The sequence below is a fragment of the Actinomyces sp. 432 genome (assembly GCF_009930875.1).
GTDB lineage: Bacteria > Actinomycetota > Actinomycetes > Actinomycetales > Actinomycetaceae > Actinomyces.
The window spans coordinates 301,903-326,010 of sequence record NZ_CP025249.1 but is presented as its reverse complement, the minus strand read 5'-3'; the positions used below and the strand labels follow the sequence as shown (position 1 = coordinate 326,010).

Genomic DNA, 24,108 nt, shown 5'->3' with positions numbered 1-24,108 from the left:
CAAAGAGTCCTGCGCCGTCGGCGCCGCGCTAGCGCCGATACCCCCAGCAACGTGCCGAGGCCGGCCATATCGACCGACCTCGGCACGTAACTTCTACCGATCTCGGTGGTTATAGCAACCGATCTCGGTGGTGGGCGGGGATCAGGCGGCGGCGGCTTCCGCCACGAGCTTGCGGGCCCGCGCCTGCTTGAGGATGAGCACACCGATGGCGGTGACAACCGTTCCCGCGATGATCGAGATGAAGAACCCGAGCAGGTTATCGATCGCGAAGAACACGAAGATGCCGCCGTGCGGGGCGCGCGAGCCCACGTGCAGCGCCATGGACAGGGCGCCGGTGACGGCGCCGCCCAGCATCGACGGCGGGATGATGCGCAGCGGGTCCGCGGCGGCGAAGGGGATGGCGCCCTCGGAGATGAAGGACGCCCCGAGCAGCCAGGCGGCCCGCCCATTGTCCCGCTCGACGTCGGTGAACAGACCCGGACGCACCGTAGTGGCCAGGGCCAGAGCCAGCGGCGGGACCATACCCGCGGCCATCACGGCGGCCATGATCTCGTAGGAGGCGGCAGTGGCCGCCGACAGGCCGGCCGTGGCGAACAGGTAGGCGGCCTTGTTGACCGGGCCACCCAGGTCGAAGCACATCATCAGGCCGAGGATCACGCCCAGGAGGACGGCCGAGCCGGAGCCGGCCATAGAGGTCAGCGAGTTGCTGAGCCAGTTCATCAGCGCGGCCAGCGGGTTGCCGAGCACCATGTACATCAGGGAGCCGACCACCAGGGTGGTGCACAGCGGGATGATCACCACCGGCATCAGGCTGCGCAGCCAGCGGGGCACGTCCAGCCCCGCCAGCCAGGCCGCCATGTAGCCGGCGAGCAGGCCGCCGATCAGACCGCCGATGAAGCCGGCGCCGATGGCCACCGACAGCGCACCCATGGCGAAGCCGGGGGCGATACCGGGGCGTCCGGCCAGGCCGAAGGCCGTGTACCCGGCCAGGGCCGGTACCAGGAAGTTCATGGCGGTGGAGCCGAGCATGAAGAAGACTGCACCGATGTAGGCCATCAGCGGCGAGCCGCCCAGTGCGTTGGGGGCGGCCAGGTCCGGGTTGGCCAGGTCGGGCAGGTTCCACAGGCTGGAGTCGGTGACGATGTTGGCGGCGTTGTTCGTGATGTCGTAGCCGCCGAAGAGGAAGCCCAGGGCGGTGAGCAGACCGCCCGCGGCCACGAAGGGGATCATGTAGGACACGCCGGTCATCACCGAGCGCTGCAGGCGGCGCGCCCAGTGGACGTGCTCCTCCTCGCTCTCGGACTCGCCCCCCGCGGCAGCGGTCACGCGCTTGGCGCCCGGGTCGTCAATGGCGGCCAGGGCCTGGTCCACCAGCGAGCCGGCGTCATTGACGGCGGCCTTCACGCCGACGTCGATGACGGGCTTGCCGGCGAAGCGCTCCAGTCCCTTCACCGGCAGGTCGTGGGCGAAGATCACGGCGTCGGCAGCCTGGATGAGCTCGGCGTCGAGCCAGTCGATCTTGCCTGAGCCCTGGCCCTCGATGCGCACGGTGACGCCACGTTCCTTGCCGGCCTGCTCGAGCGCCTCGGCGGCCATGAAGGTGTGGGCGATGCCGGTGGGGCAGGAGGAGACACCGACGATCACGCGGCCCGTGTCCGCGGGTGCGGCCGACTCCCCCGCGGCCGGCGCGCCCGCGGAGGCCGCGGCGCCGCCGTCGAGCAGCTCGGGCTGGACCTGCTCGGTGACCAGGCGGGCGACGTCCTCGGGGGTGGCGGCGGCGCGCAGGGCGTCGGTGAACTCCGACTTCATCAGGCCGCGAGCCAGCTTGGCCAGCAGCTGCAGGTGGAAGTCGTCGGCGCCGGCGGGCGCGGCGATCATGAACACGAGGTCGGCGCCCTGCCCATCGGCGGCGCCGAAGTCAACGGGCTCGGTCAGGCGGGCGAAGCCGAGCGAGGGGGCCAGCACATGCGGGCTGCGGCAGTGCGGGATGGCGATGCCGCCGGGGATGCCGGTGGGCGCCGTGGCCTCGCGGGCCAGCGCGTCGGCGGCGAGCCCCTCGTTGGTGTCGGCGCGGCCGGCGGCCGCTACGACATCCGCCAGGTAGTTGATGACTGCCTGCTTGTCGGCGCCCGCAGGCGCGTCCAGGCGGACGAGTTCTGGGACGATCAGCGGCGTGTTCGCTGAATTGGTGGGTTGGGACATGGTGTTTTCCTTGCTGTCTCCTGAGAGTACCGCTCCGCCGCTGCGGGGCGGGTTGGGGTCGGATGCGCAAGCCGGCGGCTCACGCAGGACTGGTAGTTGCGTGCGGGTCTATCGGTTCGATTCGGGGCCTGTCACAGTGGGGCAACCACTGCCGCCTGGTCGGGCAGGTGATCCGGTCCGGGCAGCGTGGTTCCGGGCAGTCCGGCAGCGGCGGAGCCGTAGGCCATGGCGGCGGCCAGGCGCTCCGGCGCGTCTGCGCCTCGCACATCGGCGAGGATGTATCCGGCTACGGAGGAGTCTCCGGCACCGACGGTGGAGATAACGGGGACCTCGGGGGCGGTGGCGCGCCACGCCCCATCGGCGGTGACCAGGACGGCGCCGGCCCCGCCAAGGGTGGCCATTACCGCCCCCACCCCAAGACCCACGAGTACACGCGCCGCCTCCGCCACGGGGGCGTAGTCGCCGGCCAGGGCGCCCTGCTCCAGCGCGGTGGCGCGCTGTGCGGGCAGTCCGGCGAGCTGCCCGAGCTCCTCTCCATTGGGCTTGATCAGGTCCGGTGCCGCTTGCGGCAGAGCTGCCGCCAACGCGGCCAGGGGCGCGTCGGAGGTATCGACCGCGATGCGCAGCCCCGGGGCCGCCTGTCGCAACAGCCCGACCAGCCGCGCGTACCAGTCGGTGGGGGCGCCAGGCGGCAGCGAGCCGGACAGGATCGCCCAGGAATGCGCCCCTCCCGTGCCTGCATCGTCGGAGTGAGTGGTGCCGGACTGCGCATGACCGGACACCGCCTCGAGCAGGGCCTGCTCCACGGCGTCTACCTCCGCCGCGCTCAGCACGGCCCCGGGCTCGTTGAGCTTGGTGGTGGTGCCGTCGGGCTCGGTGACCGCGGTGTTCACGCGCACCGCACCGGCCACATCCACGGTGACAGGAGTCAGACCGGGCGCGTCCAGCACCTCAAGGGCCGCCACCAGCGGGTCGCGTTCGGGCGCCGGCAGGATGGCTGTTACATCCTGGCCGGAGTGGGCCAGCACGCGGGCCACGTTCAGCCCCTTGCCGCCGGGCTCCGTAGTGACCGACTGCAAGCGGTTGACACCGCCGCGGACAAGCGCGCCTGCCAGTGAGACGGTGCGGTCTAGTGAGGGGTTGGGGGTCAGAGTGATGATCATGCGAGCAGTACCTCGGTTCCTGTGTCGGCTAGTTGGGCGGCCAGTGGGCTGGGGAGGGCGGCGTCTGTGACCAGCAGGTCAACGTCGTCCAGGTCGGCGAAGGAGACCAGGTGCTCCTGAGCGATCTTGGTGGAGTCGGCCAGGACCACAACACGGCTGGCGGCGCGAACCATGGCGCGCTTGACGGCAGCCTCCTCCGGATCCGGGGTGGACAGGCCGTGCTCGGCGGTCAGGCCGTTAGTCCCCATCACGGCGACGGCTACTCGCAGGGTGGCGAGCGTCTCCAGCGCCTCGGGTCCGACGGTGGCCTGGGTGATACCACGCACCTGGCCGCCGAGCATGCGTACGCTCAGGTCGCTGCGGCCGGCCAGGAGGGCGGCTGTGAGGACCGAGTCGGTAATGACTCGCAAGTCCATTCCCTCAGGCAGGAGGCGGGCGAGACAACCCACGGTGGTGCCGGCATCGAGCAGCACGGTGGTGCCGGGTCGGAGCTTCAGGGCACTGACAGCGGCAGCGGCGATGGCCTGCTTGGCGCTGGCGCCGAGCAGCTCGCGCTCGGCAACGGCGGTTTCCGGCAGGGCCAGGACAGTGGCGGGAACTGCGCCGCCGTGGACCTTGCGCAGGGCGCCGGCCCGGTCCAAGGCAGTCAGGTCACGGCGGATGGTCTCAACCGTGACGCCATAACGGGCGGCCAGATCGGCAACAGCAACGCGGCCCTCGCGCGCGACGGCGTCAACGATGTCCTGCTGGCGCTGCTCGGCGTTCATCCGCACCTCCCCCATGAAGTCCGTTCGGACACGAGTATATGCCCGAACGGACGCACTTGGGAAGAGTCTTCTTGAAATTCGTCGTAAACCATGTCCGCTCGGGCGCAATGGCGCCGACGCGGCGCCAATCCGCAGAGCAGTCCCGCGCCGTGCCGCACCGCCCACCACGAGCCGAGCGCGGACGAAGTGTCCATCTCTCCACACTTTCACCGGCAGCGCGCCGCAAGCCTCCAACGGATACCCCGCTGACCTGGGCAAATGGACAGACACCGCTGCGGCCTACGCTCAAAGTGGCGAGAGATGGACACTTTTGCGCCGACGCATCCCGGCGACATTCACCGGTTGGCCGGCTCACGCAGTGACGGCAGCCACCGCCCACAACCGCCAAGCGCTCACGCGCGCCGACGGCCATGCCTCCGCTCACGCGCACCGGCGAGCACTATGCGGTCACTGCAGCCACGCCGAGCGCTACGCGCGCAGCAGCGGCAGATACGCGGACAGGTCGCAACGCTCACCGGAGGCGTGCAAGGCACCGGAGGCCAGGGCGTCCTCCCAGCCCAGGCGCCCAGTGGCCAGACCCAGCCAGGTGGCGGCATCGGTCTCCACCACGCTGGGCGGGGTGCCGCGGCGGTGAACCGTGCCCGAGACCGCCTGCGTCACACCGAACGGTGGTACCCGCACCTCCACAGCGCGTCCCGGAGCGCAGGCGGTCAGCTCCTCCAACGTGTAGCGCACGGCGGTAGCCGTGTCGGCCCGCTTAGGGCGGTTGCCAGCCGCGGTGTCGGCCGCCCACCGGCGTACGGCCTGAGCACCGACGGGGGGATCAATACGTCGTCTCACAGGTCTGACGGTACGACACCGGTGCGCCCCCGCAGCCCGCGGCGAATCACGGCATAGCACGCCAGCCCTGCGGCGGCGAGGAGAAGTCCAGCCATCGCACCGATGGAGCCGAGGAAGTCAGGCACTCCGGTGTTGGCCAGCACCGGCTCATCCGCAGGCGCAACAATCACCTGAGCTCCATTGGCAGGGCCACCCGCCTGCGACTGCGCCGCCGCAGCCACCGAGACCAGTGCCTGGAGCTCAAGACCGCGAGTAGTGCCGTCGCGTGCCACCAGGGTGAAGGAGACCACTGCGCAGGCCGCTGCGGTGCTGACTCCGTCAACGGTCTGCCCCGCCTGCCCGCCGCCACCGGGGCAGACCGTGGTAGCCACATCATCCGGGAGGGCAATGTTCAGTGTGGCGGTGCCGGTCTCTGGGCGCTCGGGAGTGATGGTCGCATCGACCACTGCGCTGGTGAGCTGCTGGGTGGCGCCATCGGCGAGGGCAACCGTCGCAGTTACCTCCTGGGCGGAGCCCGGAGCGGCCTGCTCGGAGGCGGCGGTGAAGCTGAGCCCGGTGAAGCGGACCGTGGCGGCGCCGCCGGCGGCTGCCGTATCCAGGTCGACCCCTACCTGCCGCTTGCTCAAGTCTGCGGCCACCGCGCTACCTGCCCGCAGGTACTCGGCGGTCACCGTACGGTCGAGCACACCGGTGCTGGCGGAGGGAGTCTCACGCAGAACCGTGAAGCCGTCACCGCCGGAGAGCATGAAGGAGTTGGAGGCCACCACCACGTCGGCGTCATCAGCGAGTTCCACGTCATCCACGTAGACGGAGCGGATCACGCGTGCGCGGGCGCCCGCAATGGCGTCACTCAGCTCCTCGAGCGTGCGCTCGCCCGCGCAGATGCGCCGCCAGTACTCCTCCAGCTCATCGGCCGCGTCCTGGTTGAGGTAGACACGCACATTGTCTGACACGCCGAGCATGAGTACCGGCCGAGACGTGCCCGGCTGCCACTGCTGAGCAAGCACCGCCTTGAACTGCGCGCCGCTGTAGGTGGCGTATCCCATCTCGTTTCCGAAGGGCTGCACGGTGTAGGCCTCCCCCTCGGTCAACTCGCCGAGCAGGTAGTCCGAGCGCACGCCGCCGGGGTTCATCAACCCGATGTAGTGCTCGCCCTCCGGCCGGATCTCATTGGTGAGCCAGGCGCGGTAGGAGTCCGCGATGACGTTGGCGGCGGTGGATTCGGTGGAGCGGTTGGCGCCGGGATCGGAACCGGTGTTGGTACCGCGGTAGAAGCCCGTATTCAGCGTGGTCAGGACCCGGGCGCCGGCGACGCGGGAGTCGCGGACGGCCTGATCGACGATGTCCTGCACGCCGTATGCGTCGGAGGCGCAGCTGGAGGCGGTCAGGTCGATGTTCTTGGCGGCCACCACGGACACGGCGCCGGAGTCCCGGTCAACCGACAGGGTGATGTTCCCCAGCAACTCGCCGTACTGGCCCGACTGGACCACGGCGATACGGTTGCCGTCCTTGCCGGTAATGGCGGCGGCGTGAGCGTCGTGGGTGTGCCCGCCGAAGACGGCGTCGACGGAGCCGTTGAACTGGTTGCTGAACGCGGCCGCGTCCTCGTGGGCCAGGACGATCACCACGTCGGCCTCACCGTTGGCAGCATTTCCGTCTTTGAGTGCGGCGGCGCGGGCGTTTACGGTCTCCACCAGGCCCGCGACCTCCACCTCCTCCAGGGCAGCGCTAGTCACCAGGCTGGGCAGCGAGTCGGTCACCGCACCCACGAAGCCCACCGTGACCCCGTCAACCTGCGTGGTCCACACGCCGTTACCGTCACCCTCGGCCCTAAGCGCGTCGTTTCCGGTGATATTGGCGGCCAGCACGGGAGCATCGAAAGCGCCCAGCAGCCGGGAGGAGAGGTCGCCAGCGCCCCGGTCGAACTCGTGGTTGCCGGCAGCAGTGACGTCTAGGCCAATGGCATTGAGGACGTCAATGGTGGGCTGATCATCCAGCACCGAGGAGACGTAGGCGGAGCCGCCGACGTTATCCCCGGTGGACACCAGCAGGGTGCCCGGGTGGGCGGCGCGCGCGGCCGCGACCTCACAGGCCAGCGTGACCGCACCGGGCTCTGAAACCAGCAGCGCCCCCTCGGCCTGCGTGGAGACGCGCTCGATATGCCCGCCGAAGTCGGCAATCCCCAGCAGGTTGATCGTCGCGGACGCACCGTCGTCCGCGAGGACTGCCGCCGCGTTCGCTCCGGGGGCGGGGGCGGCCACGACCACCGGGCCGCCGATCGGCGTGACGGCAACCGCCTCTACCGGTGGAGCCACCGCCACGGGGGCAAAAACTGCAAGAGCGAAGGCCGTCAGGGAGACGGACGCCCGAACCAGATGCTGCAGCCTCATGGTTGTCCTTGTGGTGATCATCAGTCGGTCGAACGATTGACACCACCATAAGTGTCAGGACACCCATGGGCCATAGCACATACCAATTAGTAATGATGACAATTTGGGACGTTAAACACTCCTCCGCCTATGAACCCCGGGTGGAGTCCGCACGCGGGCACACTTTTACGCACGATTACGGGAATACGCGACGGCGCCCAGCCGCCTACAACCAGGCGGCTGGGCGCCGTCTCCCTGCTCCGGGTGGCCGGAACCGTGACGTCTGGGTGATCCGGCAGCTCGCCGCAACCGCCGATCGGCTCATCCGATTGGGTGACCCCCGCCTACCAGAATGGCCGAGGAGGCTATTCCGGCAGAACAGCAGCGGCGCGCACGACGCGCCCAGGCTCAGACGATGCCGTGGGCGATCATGACGTCGGCCACGCGGGTAAAGCCGGCGGCGTTGGCGCCCAGGACGTAGTCACCAGGGCGACCGTAGGTCTCGGCGGCCTCTACGCAGGAGTCGTGGATGTCGGCCATGATGCCGGTGAGCTTGGCCTCCGCGGTGGCGAAGTCCCAGCGGGTGCGGCCGGCGTTCTGCTCCATCTCCAGGGCGGAGGTAGCCACGCCACCCGCGTTGGAGGCCTTGCCGGGAGCGTAGAGAATGCCGGCGGCCTGGAACGCCTCGATGGCCTCCGGCGTGGAGGGCATGTTGGCCCCCTCGGCGACTACCGCACAGCCGTTCCGCAGCAGGGTGGTGGCGCTGTCCGCGTCGAGCTCGTTCTGAGTGGCGCAAGGCAGGGCGACGTCGACCGGGACGTCCCAAGGACGGCCCTCGGTGACCAGGCGGGCGCCGGGTCGGCGGGAGACGTAGTCGGCGACGCGGCCGCGCTCAACCTCCTTGACCTGCTTGAGCAGCTCCAGGTCCACGCCCGCCTCGTCGACCACGTAGCCGGAGGAGTCGGAGAAGGTGATGGGCTTGGCGCCGAGCTGCTGAGCCTTCTCAATGGCGTAGATGGCGACGTTTCCGGCACCGGAGACGGCAACCCTCTTGCCCTCCAGGGAGTCACCCTTGGTGGCCAGCATGGACTGGGCGAACAGGACCGTGCCGTAGCCGGTTGCCTGGGTGCGCGCCAAGGAGCCGCCCCAGGCCAGGCCCTTGCCGGTCAGCACGCCGGCGTCGTAGGAGTTGCGCAGGCGCTTGTACTGGCCGAACAGGTAGCCGATCTCGCGGCCGCCGACGCCGATGTCACCGGCGGGGACGTCGGTGTTGGGGCCGATGTGACGGGACAGCTCGGTCATGAAGGACTGACAGAAGCGCATCACCTCGGCGTCGGAGCGGCCGTGGGGGTCGAAGTCGGAGCCGCCCTTGCCGCCGCCGATGCCCTGTCCGGTCAGGGCGTTCTTGAAGATCTGCTCGAAGCCGAGGAACTTGATGATGCCGGCGTTTACGCTCGGGTGGAAGCGCAGGCCTCCCTTGTAGGGACCCAGTGCCGAGTTGAACTCGATGCGGAAGCCGCGGTTGACGTGTACGGCGCCGGCGTCATCCACCCACGGCACACGGAACATGATCTGCCGCTCCGGCTCCACGATGCGCTCCAGGAGGCCATCCTCGGCGTAGTGGGGGTGCTTGGCGATGACTGGGCCCAGCGACTCCAGCACCTCACGGACGGCCTGGTGGAACTCGGCCTCACCGTGGTTGCGGGCCACAACCTGCTCATAAACCTTCTCGACAACATCCTGCATGCGGGATCTCCTTCACCTGTCTGAATCACCAGTCAGTATCACCTACCGCGGCCCTCGGGGCTTGACGTGGTTGCGATAGCGGCGCAGGAGCACCTCGTTGAGCAGAGCGGGCGTCCCGCGCTGGGCGCTAGCGTCGCACCCCTGGGGTAACTGAGACGAAACATCTCGGGCTTCGACCCCATGTTGGACGCAGGATGAGATCAGGGCCGCGAGTACTGCAGGAGCCGTTCACAGAGCGGCGTAGGCGGCGTCGTCGACGGGCTCGAGCCACTCATTGGAGGTGTTCTCCCCGGGGACCGCTAGCGCGATGTGGGAGAACCAGGAGTCGGCCTTGGCGCCGTGCCAGTGCTTGACACCGGCACGGATGAATACCACGGCCCCGGGCTCGAGGGAGACGGCGTCGCGCCCCTCCTCCTGGTACCAGCCGGAGCCCGCGGTGCAGATGAGCACCTGGCCGCCGCCGGAGGTGGCGTGGTGGATGTGCCAGTTGTTGCGGCAGCCGGGTGAGAAGGTGACGTTGTGGATGCCGACGGCGCAGTCGGGGTCGTCGACGAGGTTGTTCAGGTAGCTATCGCCGATGAAGTACTGGGCGAAGGCGGCGTTCAGCTCGCCCTTGCCGAAGACGTTCTCGGCGGCGAAGACGGATTCGTCGGTGGTGGCGGTCATGGTGGTTCCTCTCCCGCGGCCCGGACGGCCGCGCACCCTCAGGCTAGGAGCGCCGCCCCGCTCCAGCCAGGCCCCAAGCGGGCTCCCCATCCCCCACCGAGATCGGTAGACGTTACGTGCCGAGGTCGGTAGACGTTACGTGCCGAGATCGGCCAAGGCTGCGGCAGCACTCGGTACGTCCACGCTGCCGCCGGCATCGCCGACTGGCATGATCCCGGTATGAGCGCCACTGACTCTTCAAGGTCCACTCCCTCGAGCTCCAGGACCTCCTCGTCCAGCCACGGCCGCACCGACAGTAAGCGGTGGGGATCGCCATCGGTCGACCCAATCCTCTTGCAGGAGCCAACCCGACTTCCACGACGTCGACGGGCCGAATGGTGGACGGTCGCCGCATGGTCTCTGGCGCTGCTGCTGCAGGTCGTCCTACGCCTTGACGAGGAGTTCTCCGACGGCACTGACCTGGTGGCCCTAATTGCGGAGGCGTATTCGAACTCGACCATTCTTCTGTGCATCCTCGGCCTTGTCTCCTGCTTCGTCCTTCTGGATACGGAAGCACTGCGCGCCGCCATTTGGGGAGCGATCTTGGCCGCCGTCACGCTCACCGCCTCGCTAGTTACCTGGACGATCCTTTACGGGCTGTGGCCGATTGAATACGTCTGGTGGACGCGCGGATGGGTTGTCAATCTCGTGTTCGGCGTCGTCCTCCTCCGCGCCATCCGAGACCTGGTCAACAACCTCAATGAAAGCATCGGCATCAGGTACGAGGTGTAATCACACCCGATCAGGCTCTCCTGGTTTGTGGGCGTGGCGCGTGCCTGGTGGGTTGGGTACTGGCGGGTGGTGTCCGGGTGCCCAGCGGCGGGGGCGGAATGATGCTCCTGTGGTTGTCAAAATTGATGACAAACACCGCTCGCGGCCGCTGGTACCGATCTGACACCCGCATGATTCCAACGTTCTGTTCGCCGTCGCTGCCGCCTCCTACCTCGTTTGTCATAGATCTGGACACTTCGGGCCGCCACGCACCGGAACGAGCACCAACAGAGAGCCACCGCGGGCCGGCCCCCTCAAGCAACCGAGGGCACGCCAATACCAGAACCGTCATAGCCAACGTCGTCGGCTACCCCACGCGCCCGCCACCCCGGAATCCAACACCACACCCCCCTGAGCCGGAAGAGCCTTCAAACCAGCCGCGATGCTCCACACATGTCTCCGGGATGATTCGTGGTGCTCTCAGCAAACGCCAATTTCCACGGCGGAGGCGTACGAACCGCAGGCCCCGGGACACGTTCCACGACCTTGGTGCACATTCCACGACCCCGGGGAGGTCGTGCAACACGCACCAAGGTCGTGCAATGCGACCCAAGGTCGTGAAACAGCGCCTACCACCATTTCCGCAACCGCTGCCCGGCACCACGAGCACCCCGCCAAGCGCAACGCGTAGACGCTCACCCCCACTCCGGGCATCTACTACGCCACTTCGCCGTTAACAACGCCGGTTAACGGCCTACTGAAGGCTTCCGAGCCATTCAGCAAACCCCTAAGTGGCGTAGTAGACCCCGAACCGGCGTAACAGACCGCGAACCGGCGTTCTAAACGCCCTCGCGAAACACCCTCTCCCTCAACGCCCTCCCGGGCGGCCTCAGTCGAACAGCGCCGGCAGGGTGGCATCCACACCCGCGCGCAGCTCATCCAGGTCCAGCACCAGCGGGCGGCCGGACCCGCCGTCGGCCAGTAGATCGGTGCCGGTGGCTACGAGCATGTCCCCGCCGGTGGTGCCCAGGCGTCCCCAGGCCACGTCCTCCGCCTCGGCCGCAGCGGCCACCGCCGGCAGGGCGCCCTCGGGCACCGCCACCAGGGCGCGGGCACCGGACTCGGACAGCAGCGCGGTGAAGTCGTCGACGTCGCCGGGCACAGCCGCCAAGTCGATGGCCGCGCCGACGCCGAAGCGCAGGCAGGCATCGACCAGGCTCTGCACCAGCCCGCCGGTGGACAGGTCATGGGCGGCGCGCACCAGCCGCGAACCGTCGGGCAGGTCCGCCTCGCTCAGCGCCACCAGCACGCGCCCGAGCGCGGCCTCGGCCTCCAGGTCCACGTGCGGCGGCAGGCCGCCCAGGTGATCATGCACCACGCGCGTCCAGGCCGAACCGTCCAGCTCGTCGCGGGTCTCGCCCAGGGCGATGATGGCCAGCCCCTCCTCCTGCCAGCCCGAGGGGTTGGCGCGGCGCACGTCGTCCATCACGCCGAGCACACCCACCACGGGGGTCGGGTTGATGGAGGAGTCGGGCAGCCCCTTGACCTTGCCGTGGGAGTTGTACAGGGAGACGTTCCCGCCGGTGACGGGCACGCCCAGCTCGCGGCAGGCGTCGGCCAGGCCGGTGATCGCCTCGACCAGCTGCCACATCGCGTCGGGGTCCTCCGGGGAGCCGAAGTTGAGGCAGTCGGTGACGGCCAGCGGGCGGGCGCCCACGGTGCACACGTTGCGGTAGGACTCGGCCAGCGCCTGCGCGGCGCCGGTGGCCGGGTCGAGCTTGGTGAAACGGCCGTTGGCGTCGGTGGCAATGGCGACCCCGCGGCCGGTGGCCTCATCCACGCGGATCACGCCGGCGTCGTCAGGCTGAGCCAGGGCGGTGGCGCCGCGCACGAAGCGGTCGTACTGGTCGGTGACCCAGGCGGCAGAGGCCTGGTTGGGGCTGGTGACGACGGCGCGCACCTGCTCCGCCAGCTCCGCGACCGTCTCGGGGCGGGGCAGGTCATCGGAGGTGTCGGCGTTCAGGGCATCCTGCCAGGCCGGGCGGGCGTAGGGGCGGTCATAGGTCGGCCCCTCGTGGGCGACCGTGCGCGGGTCGACGTCCACGATCCGCTCCCCGAAGTGGTCAATGGTGAGTCGCCCGGAGCCGTTGACCTCGCCGATCACGGAGGCCTCGACGTCCCACTTGTCGATCACCGCCATGAAGTCGTCGAGCTTGTCCGGGGCGACGACGGCCATCATCCGCTCCTGGGACTCGCTCATGAGGATCTCCCCGGCCGTCAGGGTCGGGTCGCGCAGCAGCACGTTCTCCAGGTCCACGTGCATGCCGCCGTCGCCGTTTGAGGCCAGCTCGCTGGTGGCGCAGGAGATGCCGGCGGCGCCGAGGTCCTGGATGCCGAGCACCAGGTCGGCCGCGAACAGGTCCAGGCAGCATTCGATCAGGACCTTCTCCATGAAGGGATCGCCCACCTGCACGCTGGGCCGCTTGGCGGGCATGCCGTCCTCGAAGGACTCCGAGGCGAGGATGGACGCCCCGCCGATGCCGTCGCCTCCGGTGCGGGCGCCGAAGAGGACCACCTTGTTGCCCGCACCGGAGGCATTGGCCAGGTGGATGTCCTCGTGCCGCAGCACGCCCACGCACAGGGCGTTGACGAGCGGGTTCTCCTGGTAGGAGGAGTCGAATTCGGTCTCGCCGCCAATGTTGGGCAGGCCCAGGCAGTTGCCGTAGCCGCCGACGCCGGCCACCACCCCGTGCACCACGCGGGCGGTGTCCGGGTGGTCGACGGCGCCGAAGCGCAGCTGGTCCATGACGGCGACGGGCCGGGCGCCCATGGAGATGATGTCGCGCACGATCCCGCCGACGCCGGTGGCGGCGCCCTGGTAGGGCTCGACGAAGCTGGGGTGGTTGTGGGACTCGACCTTGTAGGTGACCGCCCAGCCGTCGCCGATGTCGACGACGCCGGCGTTCTCCCCCATGCCGACCAGCAGGTGCTCGCGCATCTCGGGCGTGGTCTTCTCCCCGAACTGGCGCAGGTGGAGCTTGGAGGACTTGTAGGAGCAGTGCTCGGACCACATCACCGAGTACATGGCCAGCTCCGCGGCGGTGGGACGGCGACCGAGGATGGTCTTGATTGAGTCGTATTCCTCGTCCTTGAGGCCGAGTTCGCGGTAGGGCATCGCCTGGTCGGGAGTCGCTGCGGCGTGGGCGACGGTGTCGGGGTGGTCGGCGGGGCGGGCGGGTTCGGTCACGGCGTTGGGCTCGACGGCGGACATGGCTGCTCCTGGGTGGGCGGTGGAACCGGGTTAGAGGTTACCCGGCGGAGCGGCCTCGCACCTATTCCATTCCATCTCCTCCAGCTCCGCCGAGGTCGGTAGACGTTACATGACGAGATCGGTAGACGTTACGTACCGAGACCGGTTGCCGCTGAGGCCCCGCCCGCCTGCTGAGTTAACGGTTCCTGGTCGCAGCCACCGCTGCACCCCCGTGCGCCCCGACGCGGTGCGCACGCGCCCGGCCGCGGACTACGACGGCGCCAGGGGCAACAACTGAGCCGGCCAGTAGTTGCCCATCGAGTCAAAGTGCAGTACGTGCAGACGCTCGGGGGCGAGCATGACGGGCGTGCCCGTGACCCGTGCGGTGAACTCGCTGAGCGCGGCGCGCAGTGCGCCGGGCGCCAGCGGCGTGGGCGCCGTCGGCCGGTAGTAGGCAAGCGTGATGTGGGGCGTGAACGGCCCGGAGGGGACGATCTCGTCAAACAGGGCACGAGCCGAAAGCAGCTTGCGGTGCTCGTCCTCATCCGCCGCTCTGATCCCGACGACGACGCTCGTGTTCACCAGATTGAAGACCGTCGTGCACCTGGTGCGGATCGGACCGACCGCGCGCGCCCGCGCAACCAGCTCCGCGGCCTTCCCCGCGTCGGCCTCCACCAGCGGCCACACCTGCGCCCGGTCCGGGCCGGCATGCAGATCGTGGAGCGTCACATGCGCCATCTCAATGGGCAGCGGCCGCGACAGCGATTCGCCGAAACGACCGTGGAGGTCATGTGCGATCTCCCCGGCTAGCTCCCGCACCCGATCGTCGAGGAAGTAGGCGATCGTGTCCCCATAGAAGGGCCGCAGCACGCCGACGCGCGGCATCACCTTCTCCTCCAGCGACGCGGGCAGCCCGAATACCGGCTCGCCGGGGACCGAGTTGACCTGAAACTCCCCGACGCGCTCGTCGAACCCATGCAGTGTCTCCACAATCGGCTCCTTCAGCGGAAGAGTAACCGACCCGGATCACCGCGCCGCCAAAACCCGCCCGGACAGCCACATCTACCGACCTCGGCACGTACCTTCCACCGACCTCGGCGGTGATTACCTTGCGGAGACGACGCGGCGCGCCTTCACTCGAGACTGCCGTCGTTGGAGACCAGGATCATGATGAACTCGACGAAGGCCCAGATGCTGTTAGCAGCAACGACGGTCCAGGACAAGAAGAACGTGAATCCGGCCGCGATGGAGGGCCCATCCGGCGTGTATCCGTAGTCATCCGTATTCGCCACAATGATGATGCCGCCGATAACGAACAGCGCGATCATCGCGACGATTAGGCACAGGTGAGCGATGCCCCGACGGGTCTGTCCACGGTAGAAGTTGTGCACGCCGGCGCCGCCGAGGAAGAAGGCCAGCACCGCCGCCGCGGCCTTCGACTTGGGCTGCATGTACTCCGCCTGCCCATACGGGACGTTGTAGGCGGGGCTGGGGTACGCCGTCTGCTGCGCATACGGCTGCTGGCTGTATCCCGGCTGCCCATTGCCGTAGGCAGGAGCCTGCGCCGCTTGCGCATAGCCGGGCATCGCGGCAGGCCCGTACGGGCCAGAAGCCGGCCCGTATCCGGCAGGCTGCGGCGCGGAATACGGCTGGCCTGGGTAAGGGGTACTCGGAGTCTGGCTCATAACTAGGTTCCCTTCAGAAACGGCGAGGGCGGAGGGCACGTTTGCGGGTCGGCGCAGCCCACGTGCACTTGTTATGCCGCTACCCTCACGCCCCGCCGCGCAAGGGCACAGCGGCGACTGAGCGCCACACGACAAGTCGATGCGCACGGCACGCCGTCGAAAGTGCTGCGCATCACACGGGTTTGGGGCAGTATCGGGACATGAGAACCATCGACGTCGCCCCGCTCCCCCTGTCGGACCTCGAGAGCCACCTGGATGAGGTCGCTACCCGACGCCTGCGTGCCGGCGTCACCGCGGCGCAAACCCTCTTGGAGGGACGCACCGTCTGGACCATCACTCCCACCTCGGCAGCGGCGTCGGGGCCGGCGGAGATCGTCGCCCCGCTGGTCGGCTACGCGCTGGACATCGGGATCGACGCCCGCTGGCTGGTGCTGGACGCGCCGCGCGAGTTCAACACGATCGCTGCGCGCCTGCACGCCGGCATTCACGGCGACCGCGGCGACGGCGGCAAGCTCGCGGAGAAGCAGCGCGACATCTACGAGCACGTCATCGCCTCCAACGCGGAGAACGTCGTCGACGAGATCCGCGACGGCGACGTGGTGATCTTGCACGACCCGCCCACGGCCGGCCTGGCGAAGGCGCTGAAGGCCGCCGGCGCAACCGTCATCTGGCGCTGCCACCTGGGCGCCCAGGACACTGGCGACACCGGCCAGCACGCGTGGGCCTTCCTGGACCGCTACCTGGAGGAAGTCGACCTCGTGGTCGTCTCCCGCCCCAACTACCGCCCGCCCTTCGTGGAACCTGAGCGCTGCGTGGTGATTGCCCCCTCGATCAACCCCGACTCCCCGAAGAACCGGGTGCTGGACCTGGATGAGGCCTGGTCGGTGGCGCGCCTGGCGGGTGTGTTCGACGGCGAGCCCCCCTTCGACGCCGTGGCCTTCGTGCACGAGGACGGGCGCCCTGACTCCCTGGGCGAGCTGCCATCGCTGGCGGGCGCGGGGCTGCCTGTGCCACAGGGAGTGCGCGTGGTCGCCCAGGTGTCCCGCTGGGACCGTCTGAAGGGCGGCAAGGAGCTGGTAGACGCCTTTGCGGAGAATGTCGCCCAGCTGCCCGCAGATGCGCACCTGCTGCTGGTAGGGCCGGACCCGGATCCCAACCGCGACGCTGAATCCGCTGCGGTGCTGGGGGAGGTGCTGGATCGCTGGGACCTGCTGCCGGACTCTGTGGCCTCGCGCGTGCACATCGCGGCCATCCCCATGCATGACCGGGACGTCAACGCGATCGTGGTGAACGCTGTTCAGCGGGTGGCCAATGTGGTCACGCAGCGCTCCCTAGTGGAGGCCTTCGGGCTGCCGGTGGCTGAGGCCATGTGGAAGAAGGCACCCGTGGTCGCCTCCGCGGTGGGAGGTATCCAGGACCAGATCGACGACGGCGTCGACGGCGTTCTGGTGGACCCCGCCAATGGGGCCGCATGGGCGCAGGCCGTCGCCGATGTGCTGCGTTTCCCGGAGCGGGCGCGTGACATGGGGTTGGCGGCGCACGAGTCGGTGCGCCGGGATTTTCTGCCCGACCGGCACCTGCTGGAGCTGGTGGACGCCATCGCCCGCGCCCTGGAGTGACCAGTAGCACATGGCTTTGGCGGCCCTGGGAGACCCCTGTCACAACTGCCCCGGCAGGCTCGCGCAGGGCCGCCCGCAAGGTTATCCACAGAAATTTTCCACAGCTTTGTGCACAGCCCGGGAGACGACGGAAATGACGCCGATCAACCTGTGGGTTGGCTCCTGGGCGCAGGCCCGCGCATCCAGGGAGCGCCCCGGCGCCTCGCTCCGACTCCGCTTTCGCCCCACTACCGCAACGCCGACGGCGCCGTCAAATCGTTGAAATGACGCGTTTTTACTGCCGCGCGCGAGCCGAGTGAATCGCAGCGCATCCGCGGCAGTGAGCCGGTTACCGGCGGTGTGGCCGCAACCTCGGCGCTCGCGCCGACGGCGTCCGCACTCCGGGCCAGTCGACCCGCAAGGTCTGGCTCACAAGAAGTTATCCACAGGCAATGTGGATGAGAGCCGAACGGAACCGGAGTGATGCTCAGGCCCCGACCAGCGCGCTGATGGCGGACTGGAATAGGCGCAGCCCGTCCACGCCCTGGCGGGCGCCGGCCGGAGAGTCCGGGCCGAAGCCGGGCTCGACGGCGTGCTCGGGGTGCGGCATTAGGCCGACGACGTTGCCGCGCTGGTTGCGTACGCCGGCGATGTCGCGCGCGGAGCCGTTGGGGTTGTCCAGGTAGCGGAAGACGACGAGCCCTTCACCCTCCAGGCGGTCCAGCTCGTCGGGGGAGGCGATGAAGTTGCCCTCGCCGTTCTTCAACGGGACGACGATCTCCTCCCCCTCCTCGAACAGGTTGGTCCAGGCGGTGGTGGTGGACTCCACGCGCAGGCGCTGCTCGCGGCAGATGAACTTCTGGTGGTTGTTGCGGATGAGCGCTCCGGGCAGCAGGTGAGCCTCAGTCAGCACCTGGAAGCCGTTGCAGATGCCGAGCACGGGCATGCCCCGCTCGGCGGCCACAATGACCTCATCCATGACGGGGGCGAAGCGGGCGATTGCGCCGCAGCGCAGGTAGTCGCCGTAGGAGAAGCCGCCCGGAACCACCACGGCGTCAACGCCGTGAAGATCCGCGTCCTTGTGCCACAGGGAGACTGGCTCAGCCCCGGCAAGCCGGACCGCGCGGGCGGCGTCGACGTCGTCGAGCGTGCCGGGGAAGGTGATGACGCCGATGCGGGTCACTCAGGCCTCCTCGGAGTTGGATGTAGCGTCCGTGCCGTCGGCCGGCGCGGCGCTGACGGAGACGACGTCCTCAATGATCGGGTTGGACAGGAGCTTCTCCGCGGCCTCGGCGGCGGCCGCCAGATGCTCCTCGGTGACCGGGCCCTCGACAGTCAGTTCGAAGCGCCGGCCCTGGCGCACGCCGGTGAACTGGTCGAATCCCAGGCGTGGGAGATTGCCCATGACGGCCTTGCCCTGCGGGTCAAGGATCTCGGGCTTGGGCATGACCTCGACGACGATGCGTCCCATCGGTCCTCCTGGATGCGGTCGGGCGGGAGCGGGTCCGGGCTCAGCCTACCCGCCCGCGACCACGTAAACCGGCGGCGCCCGCAACTTCTACCGATCTCGGCGGGTTAGATCGTGCCGAGCCAGTCGCCGGCCAGGCGGACGGCGAGGATGCCGCCGAGCGCCAGCGCCACGGTACCCAGCAGCCACTCGGTCCCCAGCACCAGCGCCAGGATCGCGCACACCACTGCGGCTGCGAGCATGAACCCGCCGACCGCCCCGGCCACGCCCGCCGGGGCGTGCACCGACTGGTCCATGGTCGAGGTGCCCATCACCGGCTTGGGCCCGGAGTCCACGCGCACTCCGTCCGCGCCGGACACGCCCGGGCCCTGCCGTCCCGGGGGCAGTGCGCGCTCCGCAGTGCTTGAGGCCGACAGCAGGTGGTGCGGGTCGGCCACGTCAACCGTTCCGTCGGTCAGTCCCGCCGCGGCGTCCACGACCGTGGGTTCCCATCGCTCGGCCTCATTGCGCACGGCGGTACCGCCCGCCCAGGCCAGGTATCCGGCGGCGGAGACCAGGCCGGCGCCGCCGAGCACCACCACCAGCCACGGCGGCAGCCACGGATGCCCCGCCTCGGCGTTGGTGGCCAGGTGCATCGCGGACCAGGTGGCCAGGGCCAGGCCGGCCAGCGCGAACAGCACACCCGCCAGGCGCTGTCGGCGCACCACCTGCGGCCAGGGAGTCCGTCCGGGCGTGCCGGTGGTGACGGGTGCAGGGCCGCGTCCTACGCCCCAATCGGTCCCGGGAGCGCTCCGACGTGTGCGCGGCGCGTCATCGGCGATCGGGGACCCCCAGTCCACGTCTGGCGCGGTGTCCCCGCCGACGCCCGCATGCGTGTATCCGCCACGGTCTCCCGCGTAGGCCGAGGCACGTGCCCCAGTGCCCCAGTCGACGGGGCCGCGCTCATGCTCCGGGCGCCGGTCGCGCAGCGGCGTCACGCGATCACCTGCCCGAGGATCGAGGCGAGCCCGAGGGCGAGCAGCAGGAAGCCGAGCGTGCCCGCGAGCAGCTGGGCAACCCGGATCATCGTCTCTCCCGCAGTGGTTCCAGCCAGCAGCTCGTCGGCCTTCCGCCCCGCACCGGTGGCGGCCAGCGCGGTGGTCAGCGGCCCGCTCACGACGTCGAGGGTGATCAGCTCCCTACGCCCGCCGGAGTCCGGAATGATCAGGTCGGTGCCGGGCACCGTCAACGGCGCATTTTCTTCCGGACGCCCCGGCGCGGCGGCCTGCTGCGTCCCACGCCGCCGCGCCATCCGCGCCCGATTGCGCTCCAGCCGTAGCCGGGGCGCGTTGACGACGAGGCTTCGCGCGGGCACGCGCAGCAGTAGCAGCAGCCCGAGGCCAACTATCACCAGCGCCACGCCGCCGAGGATGGCGGATAGCCCCCGGGCGCCGAAGGCGCTGGAGACGGCCGCCGCCAGCGCCAGCAGCAGCACCGCGCCGACGGCGACCAGCGCGATCACGAAGCCGGGGCCGGGGTGGAAGCTGCGGGTCGTGCCGGGGGCATCGACGGCGGGTCCGGAACTCATCGGCGCAGTCATGCGCCCAGGTCCAGTGGCTTGCCGGTCAGGCGCGCATAGGCCTCCAGGTACCGCTGCCGGGTGCGCTGCACGACGTCGTCGGGCAGGGCGGGAGGGGCCTCGCCGGAGCGGCGGTCCCAGCCGGATGCTGGGGAGGTGAGCCAGTCGCGCACGTACTGCTTGTCGAAGGAGGGGGTGGGGCGGCCCGGTTCCCAGGCGTCGGCGGGCCAGAAGCGGGAGGAGTCGGGGGTGAGAACCTCGTCGCCCAGGATCAGGGCACCGGTGGCGGGGTCCTGGCCGAATTCGAACTTGGTGTCCGCCAGGATGATGCCGCGGTCGCGGGCGATGTCGGCGGCGCGGGCGTACAGGGCGAGGGTGGTCTCGCGCAGCGCCTCGGCCGCCTCGCGGCCGACCATGTCCACCACGCGCTCGAAGGAGACGTTCTCATCGTGCTCGCCGAGCTCGGCCTTGGCGGCGGGGGTGAAGATCGGCTCGGGCAGGCGCGAGGCCTCGGTCAGGCCCGCGGGCAGGGACAGGCCGCACACGGTGCCGGAGGAGCGGTACTCGGCGAGGCCGGAGCCAGTGAGGTAGCCGCGAGCGACGCATTCAACCGGGTACATCTCCAGGCGGCGGCAGATCATGGCGCGGCCGACTACCGCGGCCGGCACGTCCAGGCTCACCAGGTGGCTCGAGACGATGTCGGCCAGCTGTTCAAACCACCACACGGACAGTGCCGTGAGCACCTTGCCCTTGTCCGGCACCGGGGTGGACAGGATGTGGTCGTAGGCGCTGATGCGGTCGGAGGCGACAATAAGCAGCACGTCGCGCCCGGCCCAGGGGCCGGCACCGGCGGGGGCGTATACGTCCCGCACCTTGCCGGAGGAGACGTGGCTCCAGCCGGGCAGGCCGGGGGCCGACGGCGACTGTGCGGCTCCCGGCGGGGCGGCGGCGTCAGGGCTGCTGGTTACGCTCATGAGTCCATCCTGCCACCGCCTGGTGCCGACGGCGATGGGCACGGCCAACTGCGCCGGCTCAGCGCCCGGCGGCGATGTCGGTGCGGTACTGGGCGCCGTCGAGGTGAATCTTGGCGACGGCCTCGTAGGCGCGGGCGCGGGCGTCGGCGACCGTGTCCCCCAGGGCGACCACGGACAGCACCCGCCCGCCGGAGGCGACCAGGTTGCCGTCGTCGTCGCGGGCGGTGCCGGCGTGCAGGACGTGGACGCCGTCCAGGGCCTCGGCGTCGGGAATGCCGGTGATCAGGCCGCCGGTGGTGACGGTGCCGGGGTAGCCGGGGGCGGCCAGGACGACGTCGACGGCGGCCTGCTCCGACCAGCGCGGGGCGGGGACCTCGGCCAGGCGGCCGGTGGCGGCGGCCAGCAGCAGCTGCGCCAGCGGAGAGTCGAGGCGGGCCAGGACGGCCTGGGTCTCGGGGTCGCCGAAGCGGACGTTGAACTCGACCACGCGCAGGCCCTTGTCGGTCAGGGCGAGGCCGCAGTAAAGCAGGCCGATGAAGGCGGTGCCGCGGCGGGCCATCTCGTCCACCACCGGCTGGGCGACCTCGCGCAGCACCTGCTCGGTCAGGTCATCGGGTGCCCAGGTCAGCGGCGTGTAGGCGCCCATGCCGCCGGTGTTGGGGCCGACGTCGCCGTCGCCGAGCCGCTTGAAGTCCTGGGCGGGGGCGAGTGGGCGGACGGTGGCGCCGTCGCAGACGCAGAACAGGGAGACCTCCGGGCCACCCAGGTAGTCCTCGACGACGACGGTGCCGTTCTCCTTCGCCAGGCAGGCGCGCCCGTGGGCGAGGGCGGCCTCGAGGTCGGAGGTGACTACCACGCCCTTGCCGGCGGCCAGGCCGTCATCCTTGACGACGTAGGGGGCGTCGTAGTTACGCAGGGCGGTGTCCAGTTCGGCCTCGGTGGTGCAGGTCACTGAGTCGGCGGTGGGCACGCCGGCCGATGCCATGACCCGCTTGGCGAAGGACTTCGAGCCCTCCAACTGGGCGGCCTCGGCGCCGGGGCCGAAGACCGGGATGCCGGCGTCACGGACGGCGTCGGCGACCCCTGCGACCAGTGGCGCCTCCGGGCCGACGACGACCAGGTCGGCGGCCATCTGGGTGGCCAGGTCCACCACCTCCTCCGGGGAGGTGGGGTCGATCTTGATGTTGGTGGCGATGTCGGCCGTGCCGGGGTTGCCGGGGGCGACGACGAGTTCGGTGGTGGCGGGGTCGGAAGCGAGGGCGCGGGCCAGGGCGTGCTCGCGCGCGCCGGACCCCAGCAGCAGGATCTTCACGTCTCCAGCCTAGCCGTCCGGCGCCCGTCCGTCGCGTCGATCCGTCCCGGAGCAGCCCCGCCGTTCCCCGCCGAGGTCGGCAACTCGCCCGTGGGCACCGCTGCCCATGGCGGCGCGGGCTCACCCGAGTAGCCTGCGAGTGTGCGCGGTTCCCGGCCGCGGCGCAGGAAGGACCCCCATGAGCGACGGCGGATACGGCATCAGCCCTGCGAACGCCCCCACCGCGAGCGCTTCCCCCGCGCCCAGCCCTGTCGCGCCCCCGGACGTCGGCGACGTCGGCTCCTGGGCCAGCGCCGCCGGCCACGACTGGCTGGTACTCGCCGATCCCGACCCCGAGCAGCTGCTGCTGGCCGCCTACTTCGACTACGGCCTGGTGGATGAGCCGCCCGCCCGTCTGGACGCCGCCGCCCGCCTGTGCGGGGCGCTGCGCGCCGAGTTGCAGCGCCCGATCGAGGTCGGCGTCGGCGAGGTCTCGGTGCCCGAGGTCGCCGTCGAGCTGGAGCCGTCCATGCTGGGGCTGCGCATCCGCGGCCGCCGCGCCGCCGTTCTCGGCGCCTGGACGCATCTGGGAGAGCTCTTCGCCCGCCCGGACCTGCCCGCCAATGCGCCGCTGCTCCCCCGTCAGGTCAACGCCTGGGACCGGGACCTGGCCACCCATGCGGGCGTGACCGCCATGAACCTGGCGGACATGCCCATCCACGGCCCCGACGGCGAGGCGGGCCGACTGCTGTCGCGTGAGCTGCTCGCCCACCTGGATCCGCGCCGCGGCGAGGTCAGGCACGTATTCATCACCAACGATCCCACCCTGGTCGGCGTCGGCTGGACGGCCGACCCGCCCACCGCGGCGCCTCCGACCCGCCCGCCCGTCTACCTCGACCGGCGTCCGGCCCTGGTGCTGTGCCCGCCCGACGACGGCGTGGTGCTCTCCGCCACCGCCACCCCGGGCGCCGACGCCTATGTGGCCGGGTTCGTCATGCAGTCCCTGATCGCCGACCTGCTGGACCGGATGGGAATGCAGGCACGCCTCGGCTACGAGTTCATCACCCTGCGAGACGCCTTCTACTGCTGCTTCGCGCTCAACACCAACGACGGCCGCCTGGGCGGTGAGGAGGTGATGGCCGTCCACGACGCCGTCGTCGCCCGACCCCAGCCCGTGCCCGAGGCGCTCATCGAGCGGGCGCTGGAGCTTTACGGCCCCTCCGAGACGGTCGACGACGCCCTGCGGCTGCGCACCAGCGGTAGGGCCGGCAACGTGCAGCCGACCGCCGACGGCGTGCGGCGGGCCCTGGCTCAGATCCGTGCCTCGGTGCACCTGCCGCTGCGCGATCAGACCGAGCCGCTGGCGAAGCAGGCCGGCTACCTGCTCTGGAAGCACATCGACGAGCCCGGAGGCGACGTCATCCTCCTCCATGACGGGCCACAGCACCGGCGCGACGACGGCCACCCCGACGCCATCAAGCTCACCGCCCACCAGATACAGGCGCACCAGTTCAAGTGGGAGCAGCGAGGACTGCCCCGACGCTGGCACCCAGACCACTCCATGGGCTACCGGTGGGTGGACTCCACCCGGCTGGTGATGGCCTGCTATGACCCCTCCGACCAGTACCTGGAGCTGATCGATGACCGGTTGCGCACCGTCAACCTGTACTGGGACGAGGTCGCCGCCCGACCCGGGCTGCGCGCCGAGCTGGAACGCCGCGGCATCTGGCGCCTGCCGCGCGGTACCTTCGGACTTATCCAATGACCGCGCCCCGCCGGAA

At 70.0% G+C, this 24,108-nt stretch carries 19 protein-coding genes; 3 read left to right on the top strand and 16 right to left on the bottom strand.

The annotated features are described in order from the left end of the window. Positions 1–141: 141 nt before the first annotated feature. The 7 genes from CWT12_RS01335 to CWT12_RS01305 all read right to left on the bottom strand — a co-directional run bounded on the left by CWT12_RS01335 (position 142) and on the right by CWT12_RS01305 (position 9,753). Entirely contained in the window at positions 142–2,202 is a 2,061-nt protein-coding gene (locus CWT12_RS01335) for a PTS fructose transporter subunit IIABC (protein ID WP_161923398.1), read from the bottom strand. 131 nt (positions 2,203–2,333) lie between these two features. Next, positions 2,334–3,365 carry a 1-phosphofructokinase family hexose kinase gene (locus CWT12_RS01330; RefSeq protein WP_161923397.1) on the bottom strand — a complete coding sequence of 344 codons (1,032 nt, stop codon included), beginning with the start codon at positions 3,363–3,365 and terminating at the stop codon, positions 2,334–2,336. Then, a complete protein-coding gene (locus CWT12_RS01325) occupies positions 3,362–4,132 on the bottom strand; it encodes a DeoR/GlpR family DNA-binding transcription regulator (RefSeq protein ID WP_161923396.1) in 771 nt (256 codons plus the stop codon). The genes CWT12_RS01330 and CWT12_RS01325 overlap by 4 nt, the downstream gene beginning before the upstream one ends. 468 nt (positions 4,133–4,600) lie before the next feature. After that, positions 4,601–4,972 carry a sterol carrier family protein gene (locus CWT12_RS01320; protein WP_161923395.1) on the bottom strand — a complete coding sequence of 124 codons (372 nt, stop codon included), beginning with the start codon at positions 4,970–4,972 and terminating at the stop codon, positions 4,601–4,603. Next, a complete protein-coding gene (locus tag CWT12_RS01315) occupies positions 4,969–7,362 on the bottom strand; it encodes a bifunctional metallophosphatase/5'-nucleotidase (protein ID WP_161923394.1) in 2,394 nt (797 codons plus the stop codon). Before CWT12_RS01315 ends, CWT12_RS01320 begins: the two co-directional genes overlap by 4 nt. Before the next feature lie 387 nt (positions 7,363–7,749). Next, positions 7,750–9,087, bottom strand: coding sequence for an NADP-specific glutamate dehydrogenase (gdhA, locus tag CWT12_RS01310; protein ID WP_161923393.1), 1,338 nt, complete (start codon positions 9,085–9,087; stop codon positions 7,750–7,752). Positions 9,088–9,315: 228 nt separating this feature from the next. Further along, a complete protein-coding gene (locus CWT12_RS01305) occupies positions 9,316–9,753 on the bottom strand; it encodes a cupin domain-containing protein (protein WP_161923392.1) in 438 nt (145 codons plus the stop codon). A gap of 333 nt (positions 9,754–10,086) precedes the next feature. On the opposite strand from CWT12_RS01305, the gene CWT12_RS01300 reads away from it, so the two are divergent. Then, the gene (locus CWT12_RS01300; protein WP_161923391.1) at positions 10,087–10,524 is read left to right on the top strand and encodes a hypothetical protein; all 438 of its coding nucleotides are present in this window, start codon (positions 10,087–10,089) and stop codon (positions 10,522–10,524) included. Between the two features lie 868 nt (positions 10,525–11,392). On the opposite strand, the gene purL is transcribed toward CWT12_RS01300, so the two are convergent. The 3 genes from purL to CWT12_RS01285 form a co-directional block, all read right to left on the bottom strand. Further along, positions 11,393–13,774: a phosphoribosylformylglycinamidine synthase subunit PurL gene (gene purL / locus CWT12_RS01295; protein WP_161923390.1), complete on the bottom strand. Its 2,382-nt coding sequence runs from the start codon at positions 13,772–13,774 to the stop codon at positions 11,393–11,395. Positions 13,775–14,023: 249 nt separating this feature from the next. After that, positions 14,024–14,743 carry a 2'-5' RNA ligase family protein gene (locus tag CWT12_RS01290; protein ID WP_161923389.1) on the bottom strand — a complete coding sequence of 240 codons (720 nt, stop codon included), beginning with the start codon at positions 14,741–14,743 and terminating at the stop codon, positions 14,024–14,026. A 143-nt stretch (positions 14,744–14,886) separates the two neighbouring features. After that, a complete protein-coding gene (locus CWT12_RS01285; protein ID WP_161923388.1) occupies positions 14,887–15,339 on the bottom strand; it encodes an NINE protein in 453 nt (150 codons plus the stop codon). A 299-nt stretch (positions 15,340–15,638) separates the two neighbouring features. Here CWT12_RS01285 and CWT12_RS01280 point away from each other — a divergent pair, with 299 nt between their 5' ends. Beyond that, on the top strand, positions 15,639–17,057 hold the full coding sequence (locus CWT12_RS01280; RefSeq protein ID WP_161923387.1) for a glycosyltransferase: 1,419 nt from the start codon (positions 15,639–15,641) through the stop codon (positions 17,055–17,057). 466 nt (positions 17,058–17,523) lie between these two features. On the opposite strand, the gene purQ is transcribed toward CWT12_RS01280, so the two are convergent. The 6 genes from purQ to purD form a co-directional block, all read right to left on the bottom strand. Continuing rightward, positions 17,524–18,219 carry a phosphoribosylformylglycinamidine synthase subunit PurQ gene (gene purQ / locus CWT12_RS01275; protein WP_161923386.1) on the bottom strand — a complete coding sequence of 232 codons (696 nt, stop codon included), beginning with the start codon at positions 18,217–18,219 and terminating at the stop codon, positions 17,524–17,526. Next, positions 18,220–18,507 carry a phosphoribosylformylglycinamidine synthase subunit PurS gene (gene purS, locus CWT12_RS01270; protein WP_161923385.1) on the bottom strand — a complete coding sequence of 96 codons (288 nt, stop codon included), beginning with the start codon at positions 18,505–18,507 and terminating at the stop codon, positions 18,220–18,222. A 104-nt stretch (positions 18,508–18,611) separates the two neighbouring features. Then, a complete protein-coding gene (locus tag CWT12_RS13650; RefSeq protein ID WP_237564239.1) occupies positions 18,612–19,481 on the bottom strand; it encodes a PsbA protein in 870 nt (289 codons plus the stop codon). Then, entirely contained in the window at positions 19,478–20,083 is a 606-nt protein-coding gene (locus CWT12_RS01260) for a hypothetical protein (protein WP_161923384.1), read from the bottom strand. The genes CWT12_RS13650 and CWT12_RS01260 overlap by 4 nt, the downstream gene beginning before the upstream one ends. Continuing rightward, positions 20,080–21,036: a phosphoribosylaminoimidazolesuccinocarboxamide synthase gene (locus CWT12_RS01255; RefSeq protein ID WP_161923383.1), complete on the bottom strand. Its 957-nt coding sequence runs from the start codon at positions 21,034–21,036 to the stop codon at positions 20,080–20,082. Before CWT12_RS01255 ends, CWT12_RS01260 begins: the two co-directional genes overlap by 4 nt. A 58-nt stretch (positions 21,037–21,094) precedes the next feature. Beyond that, positions 21,095–22,348 carry a phosphoribosylamine--glycine ligase gene (gene purD, locus CWT12_RS01250; protein WP_161923382.1) on the bottom strand — a complete coding sequence of 418 codons (1,254 nt, stop codon included), beginning with the start codon at positions 22,346–22,348 and terminating at the stop codon, positions 21,095–21,097. Positions 22,349–22,526: 178 nt separating this feature from the next. Between purD and CWT12_RS01245 the strand changes: the two genes are divergently transcribed. Next, positions 22,527–24,092, top strand: a complete 1,566-nt coding sequence (locus tag CWT12_RS01245; RefSeq protein ID WP_161923381.1) for a hypothetical protein — start codon at positions 22,527–22,529, stop codon at positions 24,090–24,092. Positions 24,093–24,108: the final 16 nt, after the last annotated feature.

Bases quoted from the DNA above. Each gene is read 5' to 3' on its own strand.
- CWT12_RS01335 (WP_161923398.1), bottom strand. From the start codon at position 2,202: ATGTCCCAACCCACCAATTCAGCGAACACGCCGCTGATCGTCCCAGAA.
- CWT12_RS01330 (WP_161923397.1), bottom strand. From the start codon at position 3,365: ATGATCATCACTCTGACCCCCAACCCCTCACTAGACCGCACCGTCTCA.
- CWT12_RS01325 (WP_161923396.1), bottom strand. From the start codon at position 4,132: ATGAACGCCGAGCAGCGCCAGCAGGACATCGTTGACGCCGTCGCGCGC.
- CWT12_RS01315 (WP_161923394.1), bottom strand. From the start codon at position 7,362: ATGAGGCTGCAGCATCTGGTTCGGGCGTCCGTCTCCCTGACGGCCTTC.
- gdhA (WP_161923393.1), bottom strand. From the start codon at position 9,087: ATGCAGGATGTTGTCGAGAAGGTTTATGAGCAGGTTGTGGCCCGCAAC.
- CWT12_RS01305 (WP_161923392.1), bottom strand. From the start codon at position 9,753: ATGACCGCCACCACCGACGAATCCGTCTTCGCCGCCGAGAACGTCTTC.
- purL (WP_161923390.1), bottom strand. From the start codon at position 13,774: ATGTCCGCCGTCGAGCCCAACGCCGTGACCGAACCCGCCCGCCCCGCC.
- CWT12_RS01285 (WP_161923388.1), bottom strand. From the start codon at position 15,339: ATGCCCGGCTATGCGCAAGCGGCGCAGGCTCCTGCCTACGGCAATGGG.
- CWT12_RS01280 (WP_161923387.1), top strand. From the start codon at position 15,639: ATGAGAACCATCGACGTCGCCCCGCTCCCCCTGTCGGACCTCGAGAGC.
- purS (WP_161923385.1), bottom strand. From the start codon at position 18,507: ATGGGACGCATCGTCGTCGAGGTCATGCCCAAGCCCGAGATCCTTGAC.
- CWT12_RS01260 (WP_161923384.1), bottom strand. From the start codon at position 20,083: ATGACTGCGCCGATGAGTTCCGGACCCGCCGTCGATGCCCCCGGCACG.
- CWT12_RS01255 (WP_161923383.1), bottom strand. From the start codon at position 21,036: ATGAGCGTAACCAGCAGCCCTGACGCCGCCGCCCCGCCGGGAGCCGCA.
- CWT12_RS01245 (WP_161923381.1), top strand. From the start codon at position 22,527: ATGAGCGACGGCGGATACGGCATCAGCCCTGCGAACGCCCCCACCGCG.